This is a genomic window from Paenibacillus tengchongensis, assembly GCF_008973665.1.
GTDB lineage: Bacteria > Bacillota > Bacilli > Paenibacillales > Paenibacillaceae > Paenibacillus_AQ > Paenibacillus_AQ tengchongensis.
Map to the genome: position 1 here is coordinate 27,116 of NZ_WACP01000025.1, position 17,978 is coordinate 45,093.

General features: G+C 53.1%; 18 protein-coding genes, 1 rRNA gene and 1 other RNA gene. 19 read left to right on the top strand and 1 reads right to left on the bottom strand.

Annotated features, from left to right (window positions below; translation table 11 throughout):
* The first annotated feature begins 12 nt into the window (after positions 1 to 12).
* The 3 genes from F1381_RS27450 to argS all read left to right on the top strand — a co-directional run bounded on the left by F1381_RS27450 (position 13) and on the right by argS (position 2,972).
* The gene (locus tag F1381_RS27450; protein ID WP_151737997.1) at positions 13 to 687 is read left to right on the top strand and encodes a GNAT family N-acetyltransferase; all 675 of its coding nucleotides are present in this window, start codon (positions 13 to 15) and stop codon (positions 685 to 687) included.
* Between the two features lie 159 nt (positions 688 to 846).
* The gene (locus F1381_RS27455) at positions 847 to 1,290 is read left to right on the top strand and encodes a YwiB family protein (protein WP_151737998.1); all 444 of its coding nucleotides are present in this window, start codon (positions 847 to 849) and stop codon (positions 1,288 to 1,290) included.
* Positions 1,287 to 2,972: an arginine--tRNA ligase gene (gene argS, locus F1381_RS27460; protein WP_151737999.1), complete on the top strand. Its 1,686-nt coding sequence runs from the start codon at positions 1,287 to 1,289 to the stop codon at positions 2,970 to 2,972. Before F1381_RS27455 ends, argS begins: the two co-directional genes overlap by 4 nt.
* Before the next feature lie 64 nt (positions 2,973 to 3,036).
* On the opposite strand, the gene F1381_RS27465 is transcribed toward argS, so the two are convergent.
* Positions 3,037 to 4,203 (bottom strand): S8 family peptidase, encoded by a 1,167-nt coding sequence (locus F1381_RS27465; protein ID WP_151738000.1) that lies wholly within the window; start codon positions 4,201 to 4,203, stop codon positions 3,037 to 3,039.
* A gap of 453 nt (positions 4,204 to 4,656) precedes the next feature.
* On the opposite strand from F1381_RS27465, the gene rpoE reads away from it, so the two are divergent.
* The 16 genes from rpoE to F1381_RS27540 form a co-directional block, all read left to right on the top strand.
* A complete protein-coding gene (gene rpoE, locus F1381_RS27470; protein ID WP_151738001.1) occupies positions 4,657 to 5,217 on the top strand; it encodes a DNA-directed RNA polymerase subunit delta in 561 nt (186 codons plus the stop codon).
* A 141-nt stretch (positions 5,218 to 5,358) separates the two neighbouring features.
* Positions 5,359 to 5,526: a hypothetical protein gene (locus F1381_RS28520; protein WP_187355592.1), complete on the top strand. Its 168-nt coding sequence runs from the start codon at positions 5,359 to 5,361 to the stop codon at positions 5,524 to 5,526.
* A complete protein-coding gene (pyrG, locus tag F1381_RS27475) occupies positions 5,523 to 7,130 on the top strand; it encodes a CTP synthase (RefSeq protein ID WP_151738002.1) in 1,608 nt (535 codons plus the stop codon). Before F1381_RS28520 ends, pyrG begins: the two co-directional genes overlap by 4 nt.
* A gap of 337 nt (positions 7,131 to 7,467) precedes the next feature.
* Entirely contained in the window at positions 7,468 to 7,854 is a 387-nt protein-coding gene (locus F1381_RS27480) for a response regulator (RefSeq protein WP_151738003.1), read from the top strand.
* Between the two features lie 236 nt (positions 7,855 to 8,090).
* Positions 8,091 to 8,945: a class II fructose-1,6-bisphosphate aldolase gene (gene fba / locus F1381_RS27485; RefSeq protein ID WP_151738004.1), complete on the top strand. Its 855-nt coding sequence runs from the start codon at positions 8,091 to 8,093 to the stop codon at positions 8,943 to 8,945.
* A gap of 198 nt (positions 8,946 to 9,143) precedes the next feature.
* The gene (locus F1381_RS27490) at positions 9,144 to 10,397 is read left to right on the top strand and encodes a UDP-N-acetylglucosamine 1-carboxyvinyltransferase (protein ID WP_151738005.1); all 1,254 of its coding nucleotides are present in this window, start codon (positions 9,144 to 9,146) and stop codon (positions 10,395 to 10,397) included.
* 130 nt (positions 10,398 to 10,527) lie between these two features.
* Complete coding sequence (gene rho / locus F1381_RS27495; RefSeq protein ID WP_151738006.1) at positions 10,528 to 11,886, top strand: transcription termination factor Rho; 1,359 nt, start codon at positions 10,528 to 10,530, stop codon at positions 11,884 to 11,886.
* A 24-nt stretch (positions 11,887 to 11,910) separates the two neighbouring features.
* Complete coding sequence (locus F1381_RS27500) at positions 11,911 to 13,191, top strand: radical SAM family protein (RefSeq protein WP_151738007.1); 1,281 nt, start codon at positions 11,911 to 11,913, stop codon at positions 13,189 to 13,191.
* Positions 13,192 to 13,301: 110 nt separating this feature from the next.
* Positions 13,302 to 13,499 carry a 50S ribosomal protein L31 gene (gene rpmE / locus F1381_RS27505; RefSeq protein WP_151738008.1) on the top strand — a complete coding sequence of 66 codons (198 nt, stop codon included), beginning with the start codon at positions 13,302 to 13,304 and terminating at the stop codon, positions 13,497 to 13,499.
* A 135-nt stretch (positions 13,500 to 13,634) separates the two neighbouring features.
* Positions 13,635 to 13,902, top strand: an RNA gene (gene ffs / locus F1381_RS27510) — signal recognition particle sRNA large type.
* Between the two features lie 139 nt (positions 13,903 to 14,041).
* Complete coding sequence (gene dnaX, locus F1381_RS27515; protein WP_151738009.1) at positions 14,042 to 15,799, top strand: DNA polymerase III subunit gamma/tau; 1,758 nt, start codon at positions 14,042 to 14,044, stop codon at positions 15,797 to 15,799.
* Between the two features lie 48 nt (positions 15,800 to 15,847).
* Complete coding sequence (locus F1381_RS27520; protein WP_151738010.1) at positions 15,848 to 16,159, top strand: YbaB/EbfC family nucleoid-associated protein; 312 nt, start codon at positions 15,848 to 15,850, stop codon at positions 16,157 to 16,159.
* A gap of 36 nt (positions 16,160 to 16,195) precedes the next feature.
* Positions 16,196 to 16,795 (top strand): recombination mediator RecR, encoded by a 600-nt coding sequence (recR, locus tag F1381_RS27525; RefSeq protein ID WP_151738011.1) that lies wholly within the window; start codon positions 16,196 to 16,198, stop codon positions 16,793 to 16,795.
* A gap of 171 nt (positions 16,796 to 16,966) precedes the next feature.
* Positions 16,967 to 17,224 (top strand): hypothetical protein, encoded by a 258-nt coding sequence (locus F1381_RS27530; protein ID WP_151738012.1) that lies wholly within the window; start codon positions 16,967 to 16,969, stop codon positions 17,222 to 17,224.
* A 15-nt stretch (positions 17,225 to 17,239) separates the two neighbouring features.
* Complete coding sequence (locus tag F1381_RS27535; protein ID WP_187355593.1) at positions 17,240 to 17,506, top strand: pro-sigmaK processing inhibitor BofA family protein; 267 nt, start codon at positions 17,240 to 17,242, stop codon at positions 17,504 to 17,506.
* Positions 17,507 to 17,798: 292 nt separating this feature from the next.
* Positions 17,799 to 17,978: ribosomal RNA gene (locus F1381_RS27540) — 16S ribosomal RNA — on the top strand; the annotation flags it as partial.

Below are 17,978 nucleotides of genomic sequence, written 5' to 3' on the forward strand. Positions count from 1 at the left end.
GAGAAATGTCTTATGGAATATGTGCGTATCGCCAGTATTGAAGATCCGTTGTTCAGACAAGTGCATCAGCTGTTATCCGAGGTGTTCCCGCCGGAGGAAGTGCTGGAGTACAGCCTCTGGAAGGAACCGTTGGAAGATCCGGGTATCCGCGTATTCGCGGCTGTTCATGAAGGGGTGGTAGTAGGGACGACGGAGTACCGTTACTACGCCGACTGGAATGTGGCGATGACCGATTTCACGATCATCGGCAGGGAGGGACTAGGCATCGGGCGGTTTCTAGCCCACAGCCGGCTGAAAGATCTGCAGAAGCTGGCGCAGGAGAACGGACAATCCGCGCTGTACGGGATGTTCGCGGAAATTTATGACCCTTACCGTGTCCAGGAGCATGAATTCGGCGGCATTAAACCCATGGACCCGTTTGTGCGCCGTGAGGTTCTGTCGCATCTTGGATATAAGCGCATCGGATTCCCCTATGTTCATCCCTCCTGGCAGGGCGACGGCGAAGCGGTAACGGGGCTGGATCTTTGCTTTATGCCACAGGACGAGGAGCAGAATGTGCTGGAGGCGCGGCTCGCAGCCGATTTCCTGAGCCGGTATTACGCCGTGCTGGAGAATAAGCCGCAGGCCTGGCTCGACATGGTAGCCCGGTTGCGCACCCAGGATAAGCTGGCGCTGCTTCCCATTTAATCGTAAACGGCGCTTCCAATTTCATCATTGAATTGACCGTGTGAACTGGATATAGTGTACAATGGGAAAGCGGATGAAGTCTCGGCCATTGGCTGCGCCTGTGTAAGGGCCAATGGCGGATGGGCCATCATCTAATTGATTTCGAGCGAGGAACAGAAGATGCCTGAAATACTACCGGATAAATATAAGGTCGCCATTACCCTGGAGAGTATGCAGGACGGGCAGCGCAGCGTGCTTCAGGCCCGGGGCGAAGCCGTCGCCCGGGGAGCGCAGCTGTATATCCGTTATGAGGAAGTCCAGCAGGGGCCGAGAGGAGAACAGGTATCCGTCCGCAACACGCTGAAGATTTCGGAAAGCGGGCTGAAGCTGATCCGGCACGGCGGAGTCGAGTCCGAGCAGTCTTTTGCGCCGGGAACCCGCCAGCCGGGCTTTTACCGTTCGCCCTACACCCAGTTTAATCTTTCCACGGACACCCGCAGGCTCGATATTTCCCGCAGCGGCCGTTCGCTGACGGTCTCTTGGGATTACGACCTGTATGTATATGAAGCATTATCAGGGGAATTCGCGATCAGTATGCAAATACAGGAGGAAACAGAGTCATGACACAATCGTTAAATCCGCTTCAGCTGGCCCACGAACGGGTCAAAGAAGCAGTGGCCGAAGCGGTAGTCGCCGCCGGTCTGGTGGCGAGAGAGGAGCTGCCGGCCATCACGCTGGAGGTTCCGAAGGATAAGGCGCACGGCGATTTGGCCACTAATGCCGCCATGCAGCTGACTAAGATTGCGAAGCGCAATCCGCGGCAGATCGCCGAGGCGATTATTGAGCATTTGAATACGGAGGGCGCATCCATTGAGAAGGCGGAAATCGCCGGACCGGGCTTCATCAACTTCACACTCTCCAAGAGCTATCTCTATCCGGTAATTGCGCTTGCCGCCGAGCAAGGCGACAATTACGGCCGCATAGACGTTGGAGCAGGCAAGCGGGTGGAGATGGAGTTCGTCAGCGCCAATCCGACCGGCAGCCTGCATCTGGGCCATGCCCGCGGCGCCGCCGTCGGCGATGCCCTCTGCAATCTGCTGGACTTCGCCGGCTATGAGGTGACACGCGAGTATTACATCAACGATGCCGGCAACCAGGTCGCCAATCTGAGCAAGTCGATCGAGGCCCGGTATCTTCAGGAGCTGGGCCAGGAAGCCGAGATGCCGGAGGACGGCTACCACGGCGAGGACATCAAGGGCTTTGCCAAGGAACTGGTTGCAGAGCAGGGCGACGCCCTGCTGGGGATGGCACCGGGCGACCGCGCAGCCTTCCTGCGCAATTATGGCCTTGCCAAAGAGCTGGACAAGATCAAACGCGACCTCAACCGCTTCCGCGTCAACTTCGATATCTGGTTCAGCGAAACCTCGCTGTACGAGAACGGGCAGGTGCTGCGCGCGCTCGATGAGCTGCGCGAGCGGGGCGAAGTCTACGAGAAGGACGGGGCAACCTGGCTGAATACGACGAAATACGGCGACGACAAGGACCGCGTGCTGATCAAGAATGACGGCACCTATACCTACCTGACCCCGGATATTGCCTATCATAACGATAAGTACCTCCGCGGCTACGATACCATGATCAATATCTGGGGCGCCGACCATCACGGCTACATCCCGCGCATGAAAGCGGCGATGTCCGCGCTGGGCAACGATCCCGGGAAGCTGGTCGTGCTGATCGCCCAGATGGTCAGCCTGTTCCAGAACGGCGAGAAGGTCAAGATGTCCAAGCGTACCGGCAAAGCCGTGACGATGGAGGACTTGATGGAGGAAGTGGGACTCGACGCCATCCGCTACTTCTTCACCATGCGCAGCATGGATTCGCATCTGGATTTTGACATGGATCTGGCGATTTCGACATCCAATGAGAATCCGGTCTATTACGTGCAGTATGCGCATGCGCGGATCTGCAGCATCTTCCGTCAGGCCGAAGAGCAGGGCATCACGCTGCCTGAGCTGTCATCGCTCGACTTCTCCAAGCTGACGGCTGCCCACGAATATGAGCTGCTGCGCAAGATCGGCGAGCTGCCGGGCGAAATATCCGTCGCTGCGGAGAGCTATGCGCCGCACCGCCTGATCCGGTATGTCTACGATCTGGCTGCGCTGTTCCACAGCTACTACAAAGCTGAGCGCGTCATTACCGAGGACAGCGCACAGACGCTGGCCCGGCTCGCGCTGCTCGGCGCCACGCGCACGGCGATTGCCAACGTGCTGCGCCTCGTCGGCGTTACCGCGCCGGAGCGCATGTAACGCAACATACCAAAGCACCGCCCTCCCTGCAACCGGGAGGGCGGTGCTTTGCTGTTGGGCGGCGCTAGGCCTTGGCCGTGCGCCGCCTGGCCCGCACGCCTGCGCGCAGCAGGCGCAGGGCGTCGGCAGCCCCGCCGCCTAGCGCGGTGCGGCGCTGGCCCTTGCGCAGCCGCAGCGGCATCGCCGTGCGGCGTAAAAGCAGCTTCAGCTCCCGCGGCGATACGCCGGGGCGCAGGGCGAGCAGCAGGGCTGCGGCTCCCGTCACATGCGAGGTCGCCATGGAGGTGCCGCTCATCTCTTTGTAGCCCTCCTTCAGCCAGCAGGAGAGCACGCTTTCACCCGGGCCGTACACATCGATGTACGGCCCGCGGTTGCTGAAGGCCGCTACGCGGTGCCTTCGGTCCAGCGCGCCGACGGCAATGGTCTCCGGGTAGCGGGCCGGATAGTCGCCGCCCCGCTTGCCGTCATTGCCGGATGAGGCGATGACGGCGATCCCGGCCCGGTAGGCCTTGATCACCACCTCGTGCAGCGCTTTGCTCCGTGTTTTCATGCCGAAGCTCATATTGATAATATCGATTTTGTTCTGCACACACCAATCGATGCCAAGTACAATGTCCGAGACATAGGCGGAGCCGTTATGATCAAATGCTTTGACCGGATAAATCAGGGACCGGGGGGCTACGCCCATCATTCCGCGGGTGCCGCCCGCCGCCGCCAGTGTGCCGGCAATGTGTGTGCCGTGCCCGTTGTCATCGAGCGGCAGCATGCCGCGGTGCAGCAGATTAACGCCTGCCGCCAGCGAGTGCTTGAGATCGGGGTGGCGGTAATCGGCGCCGGTGTCGATCACTCCGATCTTCACATGTACTCCCGTTGATTTGGACCAGGCCTGCGGTGCGTGGATGGCTTTGACGCCCCAGGGCATAACGGCGGTGCCGCTCTTCTCGCCGGCAAGCGCGTGGATCTGAATCCGCAGGTCCTCTTCTATACAGACTTCGCCCGCATATTTGACCATCAGCTTCTCGGCGCCGGGCGCAGGCACAACAAAAGCCCGTATCAGCGGAGCCATCTGAATCCGTGCCGCTCCCGCCCGTTTAGCCTTCAGCAGTTTGAGCTGGGACAGCGCGCCGGCATAATGGCGGGCATCGTGAAAGGTGACGATGCGCCGCTCAGCATGACGGGGGGCAGCCGATATCTCTTCAAGCAGCATCTGCCAAAATCCGTAGTAATCCATAGGTTACGCCGTCCCCTCCTCGGTGCCGTGCTGACATATAGTATGAAGAGAGGCCTACCTCTGAATGGGAACTTGCCCTTTTTTGGGGAAATAGGCTGCCTTTCGTGTCAAAAAACCGGGCGTCACATAAAATATAGAAGAGGGCGCAGGCCTTCTGAATGCAACATCCCGTAAGGAGCCATTCCTTGGCGCGGATACAGTCATGTGCGGAGGTTTTGCCTCCGCCTTTTTTGACGTGTCAGAATCTATACGCCTTTCGCAGACCCGGGTACCGCATCTCTAAGAAAAGCCCCGCTTTGCGGGGTTGTTTGGCGATTGCATGACTTTCCGGGGGATGGCCTGGGTTTCGCTTGCATTTTGCCTCTAAATAGGTTTTACTTAGGTTTGTTAATGGATATTATGAAATAGAGATTAACGGGAATGTGATCAATGCGTGAGAGGAAGTGTCCTTTAGTGAGTACGCCACTCAATTTGAAGCTGGACCCTGAGAAGATTCGAGAAATGCCGATGGTCGACCTGGCTTTCCTGGTGCTCAAAGCGGCCAATACACCATTTTATTACCGTGACCTAATGGTCGAAGTGGCCAAGCTGCGCGGTATGACCGAAGAAGAAACCAACGATACGATTGCCCAGTTATATACCGAGATCAACATCGACGGGCGTTTTGCCTGCGTAGGCACCAATCTGTGGGGGCTGAAGCGCTGGTATCCGCTGGAACGTTCCGACGATCCTGTCGGCAACTCCAAGCGCCCGCGTATCATCAACGACGAAGACGACGATCTGGAAGACGACGATTTCACCGAGGAAGAAGACAGCTATGCTTCCGACGAGGATGATTTCGACGCTATCGATGAAGACCGCGACGATCTTTACTCTGACGATGACAGCGAAGATGATGTTGATGATGAAGTCGTGATGGATGACGAGGATCTCGATGAAGACGAAGACGCGGAAGAAGAAGAGGATGAAGACCTGGGCGAAGACGGCGACAGCAATCAGGACGACGATTATTAATTTGTACAGCTAAGCTGTAAAACGTCCCTTGACATGGATTGGACCGTCGAGTAAACTATTGCATGGGCTTATCATGAAAGTTAATATTGTTTCGAATTCAAAAAGTGCCCCGGCTCTACGGGTGTCACTTTTTTGTTTTTTTTGGGTGCCAAGAAGCGCGATTTTCCAGAATTTTCAGGGAGACGCTTTTATTTTTTTGGCGGCGGAAGCAACTTTGAAGTTCCCCGTTTTGACGATGGAAAAAAGGGTTACGATAAACAAAAGCGTCCCCTGACTTTCTGGACTTTATTTAGGAGGGTTTTACAGTGACAAAGTATATTTTTGTAACGGGTGGCGTTGTGTCTTCCCTTGGCAAAGGCATCACCGCCGCTTCGCTGGGCAGACTGCTCAAGAACAGAGGGCTTAAGGTAACGATCCAGAAATTTGATCCTTACATTAATGTAGACCCGGGAACCATGAGTCCTTATCAGCATGGGGAAGTGTTTGTAACCGACGATGGCGCGGAGACGGACCTTGACCTTGGCCATTATGAGCGGTTTATTGACATTAACCTGTCGAAGAACAGCAACGTTACAACAGGCAAAATCTATTCCTCCGTCATCAGCAAGGAACGCCGCGGCGAATACTTGGGCGGAACGGTGCAAGTTATCCCGCATATCACGAATGAAATCAAGGAACGCGTATTCCGCGCCGGCCGTGAGACCGGTTCGGATGTTGTTATTACAGAAATCGGCGGAACAGTGGGCGATATCGAGAGTCTTCCGTTTATGGAAGCCATCCGCCAGATCAAGAGCGACATCGGCCGTGAGAATGTAATGTACATTCACGTTACGCTGATTCCTTACATCAAAGCTGCAGGCGAAGTAAAGACAAAGCCGACACAGCACAGCGTCAAGGAGCTGCGGAGCATCGGGATTCAGCCGAATGTGATCGTATGCCGTACCGAGTATCCGCTCACCGAGGACATGAAGGCCAAGCTTGCCTTGTTCTGTGATATTGATGCGAATGCCGTTGTGGAATGCCGGGACGCTTCTACCCTGTACGAGGTTCCGCTGAATCTGCGCGACGAAGGATTGGACGAGATCGTCGTGAACCACCTGAAGCTGACGACTCCTGCTCCGGATATGCGGGAATGGGAGAGCATGCTGGGCCGGATTCAGAACCTGGAGAAAAGCGTGGAAATTGCCATTGTCGGCAAATATGTGGCGCTGCATGATGCTTACCTGAGCGTGGTCGAGTCCCTGTCGCATGCCGGTTTTGCTGCAGACAGCGAAGTTAAGATCCGCTGGGTGGATGCCGAGCTGGTCACCGACGAGAACGTAAGCGAGCTCCTGGGCGGCGTCGGCGGCATTCTGGTTCCTGGCGGCTTCGGCGACCGCGGCATCGAGGGTAAGATTTCAGCGATCCGCTATGCCCGCGAACAGAAAGTACCGTTCTTTGGCATTTGCCTCGGCATGCAGGTATCGGTCATTGAATACGGCCGTTCCATGCTTGGTCTTACCGGCGCGAACAGCTCTGAGATTGATCCGGCTACTCCGCATCCGCTGATCGACCTGCTGCCGGAGCAGAAAGATATTGAGGATATGGGCGGTACCATGCGTCTGGGCCTCTATCCGTGCAAGCTTCTGCCGGACTCGCTCGCGATGTCCTGCTACGATGATGAGCTGGTATACGAACGCCACCGTCACCGTTATGAATTCAATAACGCATACCGCGACGAGATCGAAAAAGCGGGCCTGGTCATCTCCGGAACTTCACCGGATGGCCGCCTGGTGGAAATTGTTGAGCTTCCGGGACATCCCTGGTTCCTCTCGGTACAGTTCCATCCGGAGTTCACCTCCCGTCCGAACCGTCCGCAGCCGCTCTTCCGTGAATTTGTCAAAGCTTCCCTCAAACATTCCGAACAGCTGTAACGCAGCTGAATGTCGCCGCCACAGCGCGTGGCCTAAAAGAGTCTCCCCAGCGGGGCTCTTTTAGCAAGGCGATTCTTCCTACCCACTCTGCCGCATGAATGCACTTCTCTTTTCCATAATTAATCCGGGTAAGCAGGACCAAAGTTGTATAATCATTGTATGCAATGACGAAATATCATACATTAACTGGAATCGATGTACGCATTTTAACCAATTAGCAGGAATTTGACTGTAAAGCACGAATAATAGGTTTCGTGTAGACATTTTTTGCCTAGGGGCCGTTAGCTGTGCAAGGGTACAGTATAGACATTCTGCCTTATATCTGGGAGGGTATGATATGGAAAAGAAGAAAGTGTTAATCGTCGACGATCAGAACGGGATCCGGATTCTTCTCATGGAAGTCTTTAATAGTGAAGGGTACGCCACATTTCAGGCAGCTAACGGAAAAACGGCGCTGGATATCGTCCGCAGCGAATCCCCAGATTTAGTTCTGCTAGATATGAAGATTCCGGGAATGGACGGGCTGGAGATTCTGAAGCATCTGAAGGAAATTAACCCGGCGATTAAGGTCATCATGATGACGGCTTACGGCGAGCTTGACATGATTAAGGAAGCGACCAAGCTGGGTGCACTGATGCATTTTACCAAGCCGTTCGACATTGATGAGATGCGGGTAGCTGTGAATATGCACTTGCACAACAATTCTGTAGACCAATGCAGTTAGCGCTCTGCTCCAGCTGGACCGGGGCCGAAGGCGTGCTGTTTTCTTTGTTTGGGCAGGGGGTCTTATGGACAATATAATAGAGGACCGGTGTGCCTGTATATAGGGCTGGATGGATATCGTCCCACCGGGACGTTTTTTTGCGTGTCCTATTTAGTATTTAACACCGGATGTGCTATAATAGGCCTGTATGCGATGTCGGCTTCATAAGCAACCTACAATTTAGGAGGATTGAAACCATGCCATTAGTATCTATGACTGACATGTTAAACAAAGCGCTTGAAGGAAAATATGCTGTAGGCCAGTTCAACATCAACAACCTGGAGTGGACGCAAGCGATTCTCGGTGCCGCAGAAGAAGAGAAGTCACCGGTAATCCTGGGCGTATCCGAAGGTGCAGCCCGCCATATGGGCGGCTTCTACACTGTTGTAAAGATGGTTGAAGGTCTGATTCATGACATGAAGATCACTGTCCCTGTTGCCATTCACCTCGACCATGGCTCCAGCTTCGACAAATGTAAAGAAGCCATCGACGCCGGATTTACTTCCGTTATGATCGACGGATCTCATCATCCAATCGAAGAGAACATCGAAATGACTAAGAAAGTTGTCGATTATGCTCATGCCAAAGGCGTTTCCGTTGAGGCTGAAGTGGGCACTGTAGGCGGACAGGAAGACGACGTTATCGGCGGCATCCAATATGCTAATCTTGACGAATGCGTACGCATCGTAAAAGAAACCGGCATCGACACTTTGGCTCCTGCTCTGGGTTCCGTTCATGGACCATACCATGGCGAACCAAACCTTGGATTCAAGGAAATGGAAGAAATCCGCGATGCCGTACAGCTTCCGCTGGTGCTTCATGGCGGTACAGGTATTCCATTGCATGATATCCAGAAGTCGATCTCCCTGGGTACTTCCAAGATCAACGTGAACACCGAGAACCAGATCGCTTTTGCTAAAGTGGTTCGCGAAGTTCTGGCCGCTAAACCGGATGCTTACGATCCTCGTACCTTCATCCAACCGGGCCGTGCCGCAATCAAAGAAACAGTTATCGGCAAAATCCGCGAATTCGGCTCCAACAACAAAGCCTAAGCCTTTAATGGCTGGCTTGTAGATATTGGACTTTGACGCATCTGATGAGCGGACAGGTTATTTCAGGCTGTCCATCCGAATATTCTGATATGGAAAGCACACCGCTTAGCCGGTGTCTTTCCATTTTAACCACAAAATTAGCCACAGCAAGTATTGCCAGGGCAAGCGCAATACACGTAGGGGGAAACAGATAAATCTATGGAAAAATTAATGATTGGCGGCGGGCGTCCGCTTGAGGGCGTTGTAACGATCAGCGGAGCGAAGAATAGCGCGATTGCGCTTATTCCTGCGGCGATTTTAGCCGAATCGGAAGTTGTTCTGGATAATTTGCCGTCCCTTAGCGATGTAGCTGTTTATGCCGGAATTCTGGAAGAGCTTGGCGCAACTGTCTCCTGGTCAGGCAGCCAGATGAGAATCAATCCCTCGCGTATTGTTTCGATCCCTATGCCGAATGGCCCCGTCAAGAAACTGCGGGCTTCTTATTATATGATGGGAGCGCTTTTAGGCCGCTTCAAGGAAGCGACTATCGGCCTGCCCGGCGGCTGTAATTTCGAGCCGCGTCCGATCGACCAGCATATCAAAGGCTTTGAGGCGCTGGGCGCAACTGTAACCAACGAACATGGCTCTATCCATCTTTATGCGAAGGAACTGCGCGGCGCCAAGATTTACTTGGATGTAGCCAGCGTAGGGGCCACCATTAATATTATGCTGGCGGCTTCACGGGCCAAAGGCTCCACCATTATCGAAAATGCGGCCAAAGAGCCTGAGATTATAGATGTAGCTACCTTACTGAACTCGATGGGCGCCGTAATCAAGGGTGCCGGAACCGAAACCATCCGGATCGAGGGCGTTAGCGAAATGCACGGCTGCCGCCATTCGATTATTCCCGACCGGATTCAAGCTGGAACATACATGATCGCCGCAGCGGCCACGCGCGGCAATGTGCTCATAGATAACGTAATACCGAAGCATTTGGAGGCGGTAACTGCCAAGCTGCTGGAAATGGGTGTGGAAATCAAGGAGCTGGACGAGAGTATCCGCGTTATTGGCAAAGCGAGATATGACCATGTGGATGTTAAGGCATTGGTATATCCCGGGTTTGCCACCGATCTGCAATCCCCGATGACGAGTATGCTGACCCAGGCCGAGGGCGTCAGTGTGCTGACCGACTCCGTTTACAGCAACCGTTTTAAGCATGTGCCGGAGCTGGTACGCATGGGTGCTAAGATCCGGGTCGAAGGTCGTTCGGCCATTATTGAAGGCGGCAAATTAAACGCTGCCAAGGTAAAGGCTGCTGATCTCCGTGCCGGTGCAGCATTGGTTATTGCCGGACTGACCGTTGAAGAGGGCATTACGGAGGTGACCGGAGTTGAATTTATTGACCGCGGTTATGACAATCTGGTAAGCAATCTGCGTCATTTGGGAGCTGAAGTTTGGCGGGAGAATGAATAGATCGGATCGATTCTAAGAATGGAAGGGGATAATTATCGTTTCACTCTGCATATCTCCTTCCAAATTGGGTAATCCTATCCTAATGAGCAATTAATAGACTTATATATAAAATTGAATAGGTGGTTATTACATGGATCTTCAAATTTCCGATCTGGAAGAAATGAAGCTGACCGACTTGTATAAGCTGGCCAAGAAGTACCAGATTCCCTACTACGGTCAACTCAAGAAAAGGGAGCTGATCTTCGCCATCCTGCGCGCGCAGGCAGAGCAGAGCGGTCTGATGTTTATGGAAGGGGTACTGGAAATTCTGCCCGAGGGGTATGGGTTCCTTAGACCAATCAACTACTTGCCAAGTCCGGAAGATATATATATTTCAGCATCGCAAATCCGTAAATTTGACCTTAGAAGCGGTGACCTTGTATCCGGCAAGTGTCGCACTCCCAAAGAGAACGAACGCTATTTCGGTTTGCTGCAAGTCAATGCCGTTAACGGCGAGAATCCGGCCAGTGCGGCCGAGCGCCTGCATTTCCCGGCACTGACACCTCTTTATCCGCAAGATAAGCTGCAGCTTGAAACATCCCCTACTCATTTATCTACCCGCATCATGGATTTGCTCGCTCCTGTAGGTTTGGGGCAGCGCGGTTTGATTGTAGCACCTCCAAAGGCAGGGAAAACGCTCCTCTTGAAAGAAATCGCCAACAGTATTTCCGCCAACAATCCCGAGATCGAACTGTTCGTATTGCTGATTGATGAACGTCCGGAGGAAGTAACCGATATGCAGCGTTCCGTAAAGGGCGAAGTGGTGGCTTCTACATTCGATGAGCTTCCGGAAAACCACATCAAGGTGGCTGAGCTAGTCCTGCAGCGCGCACTCCGTTTGGTTGAACATAAGAAGGACGTTGTTATCCTGCTGGATAGCATTACCCGCCTGGCACGGGCGTATAACCTTGTGGTTCCGCCTTCCGGCCGTACGCTCAGCGGAGGGATTGATCCTGCAGCGTTCCACCGTCCGAAGCGGTTCTTTGGTTCCGCCCGTAATGTGGAGGAAGGCGGCAGCCTGACGATTCTGGCAACGGCGCTGATTGATACGGGCTCTCGGATGGATGATATTATCTATGAAGAATTTAAAGGCACAGGCAATATGGAGCTGCATCTGGACCGCAAGCTGGCCGAACGCCGGATTTTCCCGGCTATCGATATCCGCCGTTCCGGTACACGCCGCGAAGAAGTGCTGTTAACGAAGGAAGAGCTCGATACCATTTGGGCAATCCGTAAGAATATGAACGAATCCTATGATTTCGTCGAGGGCTTCCTCAAGAAGCTGCGCGATAGTAAGACCAATGCCGAGTTCCTGGCGTCCTTTGATACGGCTGGAGGCAGGGAGAATGCCTCGGCCAGCGGCACTGCCAGCAGCGGTGGAACCTCGAACAGCGGAGCCGGTGCGCGCCGTACTACGCGCTCCAAGCCGCCGACTGTACCTACAACCTGAGAAAACTGACAAGAGGAGATTGACATGTATTTGGTATATGCCGACGGGCAAGGAAACGTATACGATCATCCCGAGCTGTACGGGCTGGCCCGCAGCGGGGATATGATCGTTGAGATACTGGAGGAAGAGCTGATCCCGCTGCCGGAAGGAGCCACTCTGGTTGGCTTGCCGAACACGCGCGCAGTGGGCATGAACCCTGCGACCGGGGAAATGCTGCCGCTGCCGGAAGGCTCCCAGGCGGTAGGCGCTTTGCTGCCGCAAGGATTTACCCGGCTCTGTCTTCCCGGTTACGTCAAGACAGACAAGTCGTATAAGCTCCCTCTCTTCGGTTATTCCGCTGTGGTGTGGAAGGATGGAAGATTCTACGTAGCTGCAGACCCCACCGATGATCCTGAACAATGGAATCCGCTGAATTGCGACCGGGATGACGTGAAAGCGGGAGTTGGCAAGTATACGGACAAATACCCGGAGAACCGTCTGTACGGCCATTTGTCCAACTGCGCCCTCGGTTATGAATGCCTGACCTCGTCCAATACCTTCCTGAATCGTTGGGAGGGCGGTGTTCCGGTCTCTTACTCGTGTAACGCCGGATGCTTCGGCTGCATTTCGGAGCAGCCCGAAGACAGCGGGTTTGTCTCGCCACAGACCCGGATGAATTTCCGGCCGACGGTAAGCGAGATTTCCCAGGTGATGCTGGAGCATCTAAAGACGCCGCAATCGATTATCAGCTTCGGGCAAGGCTGCGAGGGCGAGCCTTCTACACAAGCCAAGCTGATTATTGAAGCTATCCGGGAAGTACGCTCCATCACTGATATGGGCTATATCAATATCAATACCAATGCGGGCCTTAGCGACCATATCCGCGGTATTGTCGATGCCGGCCTTGATTTGATGCGGGTCAGCACGATCAGTGCGCTTGACGGCCACTACAATGCCTATTACAAGCCGCGCGGGTATACACTGGCGAATGTGGAGAAATCCCTGAAGTATGCTGCTTCGCAGGGCGTGTATACTTCCATCAACTATTTGATTTTCCCGGGCGTAACCGACCGTGAGGAAGAGATTGAGGCAATGGTGGAATTTGTCCGGAGGACTGATCTGAAGCTTATTCAAATGCGCAATCTGAACATTGATCCCGAGAGCTATCTGGAGCTTATACCGCCGGCTCAAGGCGAGATTCTCGGTATGAAGACGATGCTGGACATCTTCCGCTCGGAACTGCCGGATGTGGTGATCGGGTCATACACCCACGTTCCGCCTGCCGGTATGGCCCGGCCTAAACAGCGGCCGGTGCAGCAGCCCTGAAATCTGAAATGCAAATATCTTGCAGAGTGTTTTCATTCGTGCTAAGATATCTATTGTGCGTTTAATAACTCTGAGTCCGCATGAGACCCAGGGCATGAGAGGTGAATATAATGCAAGAAGCTATTCAACCAAAGTATCATATTACAACTGTGACCTGCGCATGCGGCAATACTTTTGAATCCGGTTCTGTTAAACCAGAGCTGCGCGTCGAAATTTGCTCCAACTGCCATCCGTTCTTCACAGGCAAGCAGAAGTTTGTGGATGCCGGCGGTCGCGTTGATAAATTCAAGAAGAAATACGGTATCTAATCATACAGCCCTTTACGGGCCTCAAGATTGGACTAACCCCCGGCCTTTGCAGCCGGGGGTTTCTTTTGGCTTAAGGCATATTGTTAATTACTGAGAGGTTGATTTTTATCCGGGCTTGGGCTATACTTATCTTCGCCGTGCTAGACGGGGAGGTAGCGGTGCCCTGTAACTCGCAATCCGCTGTAGCGAGGTTGAATTCCTGTTAGAGGTGCCGTCGATGTGAGGTCTGGTCCCTGCACGCTGTGTTGACGGTTGGGTCCTCCGCAATGAGCGCTTGTGAACCTGGTCAGGTCCGGAAGGAAGCAGCCATAAGCAAGTTTGCTTTTGTGCCGGAGGGTGGCCTAGCCCGAGCAGTTGTGCAGGATTGCCGCTTGGATCGCGGTCATCAATAACAGGTGCACGGTTTTATGTATACCGATAAAGGATAGCGTCTTTGCGTAAGCGAAGATGCTTTTTGTTTTTGGTCATATTCTGGGGAATATAGTATAATTAATTAGCGACAAAATGCCGGAAAGCGGCAGCATGAGAGAGGGTAATGCATAGTGGAACATATTGCGCTGTACCGTGCTTGGCGGCCGCAGTCGTTTCAAGACATGGTTGGACAACAGCACATTATCCAAACGCTGCAGAATGCGATTCGGGAACAGCGGGTTTCACATGCCTACCTGTTCAGCGGACCGCGGGGGACCGGCAAGACCAGTGCCGCCAAAGTGCTTGCCAAAGCAGTCAACTGCGAACGGGGACCGGGACCTGAGCCCTGTAACGAATGTCCCTCCTGCCAGCGGATTACCGCAGGCAACATTATGGATGTCCAGGAGATCGACGCCGCCTCCAACCGGGGTGTTGAAGAAATACGCGATTTACGGGACAAAGTTAAGTATGCGCCGACCGAAGTGCGCCGGAAGGTGTACATTATCGACGAAGTGCATATGCTGACAACGGAAGCGTTCAATGCGCTTCTGAAGACGCTGGAGGAGCCGCCGCCGCATGTCATGTTCATTCTGGCGACGACGGAGCCGCATAAATTGCCGGCAACCATTATATCCCGCTGTCAACGGTTTGACTTCCGCCGGGTCTCCCTGGATGAGCAGACCAAACGTCTGGAAGAAATTTGCCGGAAGGAAGAAATCTCTGCCGACACCGATGCCCTGCAGTATATCGCGCGTCTTTCCGACGGGGGAATGCGTGACGCACTGAGCATACTGGATCAGATTTCTTCATATACCGACGGTAACGTAACGTACCAGCAGGTACTGGGAATGACCGGAGGGATTGCATCTGAGCAGTTTGCCAAGCTGGCTGCAGCCATTTTGGAAGGTGATATGGGCTTGCTTCTTGAGCTGGTGGAACAGCTGATGCTCGAAGGCAAGAGCGCCGATAAATGCCTTGAGAATCTGCTTTACTATTTCCGCGATTTGCTGATGATCAAGATGGTGCCCGGTGCCGATCACTTAACGGAGCGTGTGCTGAATCCGGCGGACTTCCGGGATATGGCCGCAGGCTTTACCCGGGAACGGCTATTTCAGATTATTGAGACGCTGAACCGGTATCTGGGTGAAATGAAATATGCGACTCACCCGCAAACCTTATTTGAAGTGGCTCTGATGAAGCTCTGCAGTATTCCGCAGGGAGGGAATCAACCCTCCGCTTCGGTGTCCGCAACGCCGGAAGCCTCATCGGGGACGGCCGGAGCCAGTTCCGGGGAGTTGGAGAAGCTTAAGCGGCAGATAGCAGCCATGGAGAAGAAGCTGGAGCAAGCCCTGCAGTCCGGTGGAACAGCCGGAGGGGGGCGTGAGCAGGCCCAGACGCAGAGACCAGTTGCCCCGGCGCCGCGCGTATCATCGGCTTCCAAGCTGCCGCCGTATCTGGACAAATACATTGCCGCCAAAGACAGCTCCGAATTTACTGCTATATTTAAACAGTGGGGCAATGTACTGCAAGCGGTCAAGGAAGAGAAGGTTACAGTACATGCCTGGTTTGTAGACGGTGAACCTGTTTCTGTCATGGAAGATGCTATACTGGTGGCTTTTAAGAATACGATTCACCGGGATACGACAGAGAAGCCGGCGAACCGGCAGGTGATCGAGCAGGTATTTGCCGCCCGCCTGGGGAAGCCGTACCGGCTGGTTACCATGATGATGCGCGACTGGAACGAAGCTGCCGAGAAATCGGTGGCCAAGCCGGGAACCGAGGAGCTGCGTCTTGAGCATGAGCATGAAACCCCGGAGACCCAGGCTGAACCATGGATTGACGAGGCGATCCAGCTTTTTGGTGAAGACCTTGTTGTCATAAAGGATTAAAGCAAAGTTATCAGCGCCGGAAAGCGCATTCCAAAGGAGAGACGACGAATGAACAATATGAATCAAATGATGAAGCAAGTGAAGAAAATGCAGGAGCAAATGCTCAAAGCCCAAGAAGAGCTGGGCAGCAAGACGATTGAAGGCACTTCGGGTGGCGGTGTTGTTACCGTTCAGGTTAACGGTCACAAGAAAGTGCTCTCTATCGCCATCAAACCGGAGGCTGTGGATCCTGATGATGTAGAAATGCTGCAGGATCTTGTGCTGACTGCCGTTAACGACGCGCTGACCAAAGCTGAAGAATTGGCCAACAATGACATGGGTAAATTCACCGGCGGCATGAAAATCCCCGGCTTGTTCTAAGCCGAACTCCATCCAAGTCTAAAGGAGATCCGTCATTTGCAATATCCAGAACCGTTAGCCAAGCTGATTGAAGCATTTACGCGTTTGCCGGGAGTAGGTCCGAAGACCGCTGCACGGCTTGCATTTCATGTGCTGCATATGAAAGAGGATGAAGTCATTGATTTTGCCAAGGCGCTGGTCAGCGTCAAACGCAATCTTCATTATTGCTCGGTCTGCTGCAACATTACCGATACCGATCCCTGCCGTATCTGTCAGGATAAGACCCGCGACGCCTCCGTGATTTGCGTGGTGCAGGACTCCAAGGACCTTGTAGCTATTGAGCGCACCAAAGAATTTGATGGTTATTACCATGTGCTTCAAGGGGCAATCTCACCTATGGAAGGCATCGGTCCGGACGACATCCGTTTAAAGGAGCTGCTAGTCCGTCTTAGCGATGAGCGGGTGAAAGAGCTGATTATGGCGACCAATCCGAATATTGAGGGTGAAGCGACCGCGATGTATATCTCCCGGCTGGTCAAGCCCTTTGATATCCGGATCACCCGGATTGCCCATGGTCTGCCTGTAGGCGGCGATTTGGAGTATGCGGATGAGGTAACCCTGTCCAAAGCGCTGGAAGGCCGGCGGGAGTTATTTTAAAATAATCGAGAGTACTGGAAGGAAGCCTATGGGCTTCCTTTTTTGCGTTTACTCCAATGATATCGATGTGGTTCGGTTGTTCAAATCCGGTTCTAAGTTTGTCCTGTTCTCTATATGAATGAACTAAGCGGTATAAGCCCGCTGTGTTGTTATATAAGGGGGACGAGAACGATGACCTGGTGGAGATTGAAACGTCAGGATGGCGGTAAGAGCCGTCTCAGCGACGCAAAGCTGGATGAGCATTGGACGGCTTACCTTGAAGTCCGTAAAGCACAGGCAGAGTGGGAGAGGGCTTATTTAATGTTTGACGAGGCGAGAGGCCAGGATCAGATTGACTATGCTATATATATATTGGAGGCAGCGGAGCGTAAATACCAGATCCACCTCAAGCACGCCAAAAGTTTGGGCTTAAACCGCAGTCATATGTAAGGGGAGGCTTATATGATGGTGAGAACGGCGGCTTTAATTGTATTGATCGTATCTGCGCTGCTGCTATTATTTATTGTGCTCAGAAAAAAAATGGGGTTCGCATGGCTTACGGTGTTTGGCACACATCTGATTCTTGCTGCATTGGGCATATATATCGTTAACTTTTCCGGATTGCTTACGGATATATATCTCCCGCTTAACCCAGCAACTATCGGTACTGTAACGGTTCTTGGCTTGCCGGGAGTGATTATGCTGCTTGGTTTAAAAATTTATTTGTTTTAATGGTTGACGTAGCTTATTATTCTGTGATACATTATATCTCGGCCCTTCGGACAAGATATCCTCTGGATACTTGAACGGCAGGAAAGCGAAAAAGAAATTTTAAAAAAACGCTTGACTGAAACGAGGCTGATGTGGTAAATTATAAAGGTCGCTGCTGATGAGCGGCGGTGAAGAAAAAGACTTTGATCTTTGAAAACTGAACAACGAGTGAGTATCGGAATTCACTTCGGTGATTCCAAAATGAGAATTTATTCTCGTCAGTTTCAAAATGAGCTATCGCTCTTTCAATACCTTATTGGAGAGTTTGATCCTGGCTCAGGACGAACGCTGGCGGCGTGCCTAATACATGCAAGTCGAGCGGAGTGATGAGGGGGCTTGCTCCCGATTCATTCAGCGGCGGACGGGTGAGTAACACGTAGGCAACCTGCCCCTTGGACTGGGATAACTACCGGAAACGGTAGCTAATACCGGA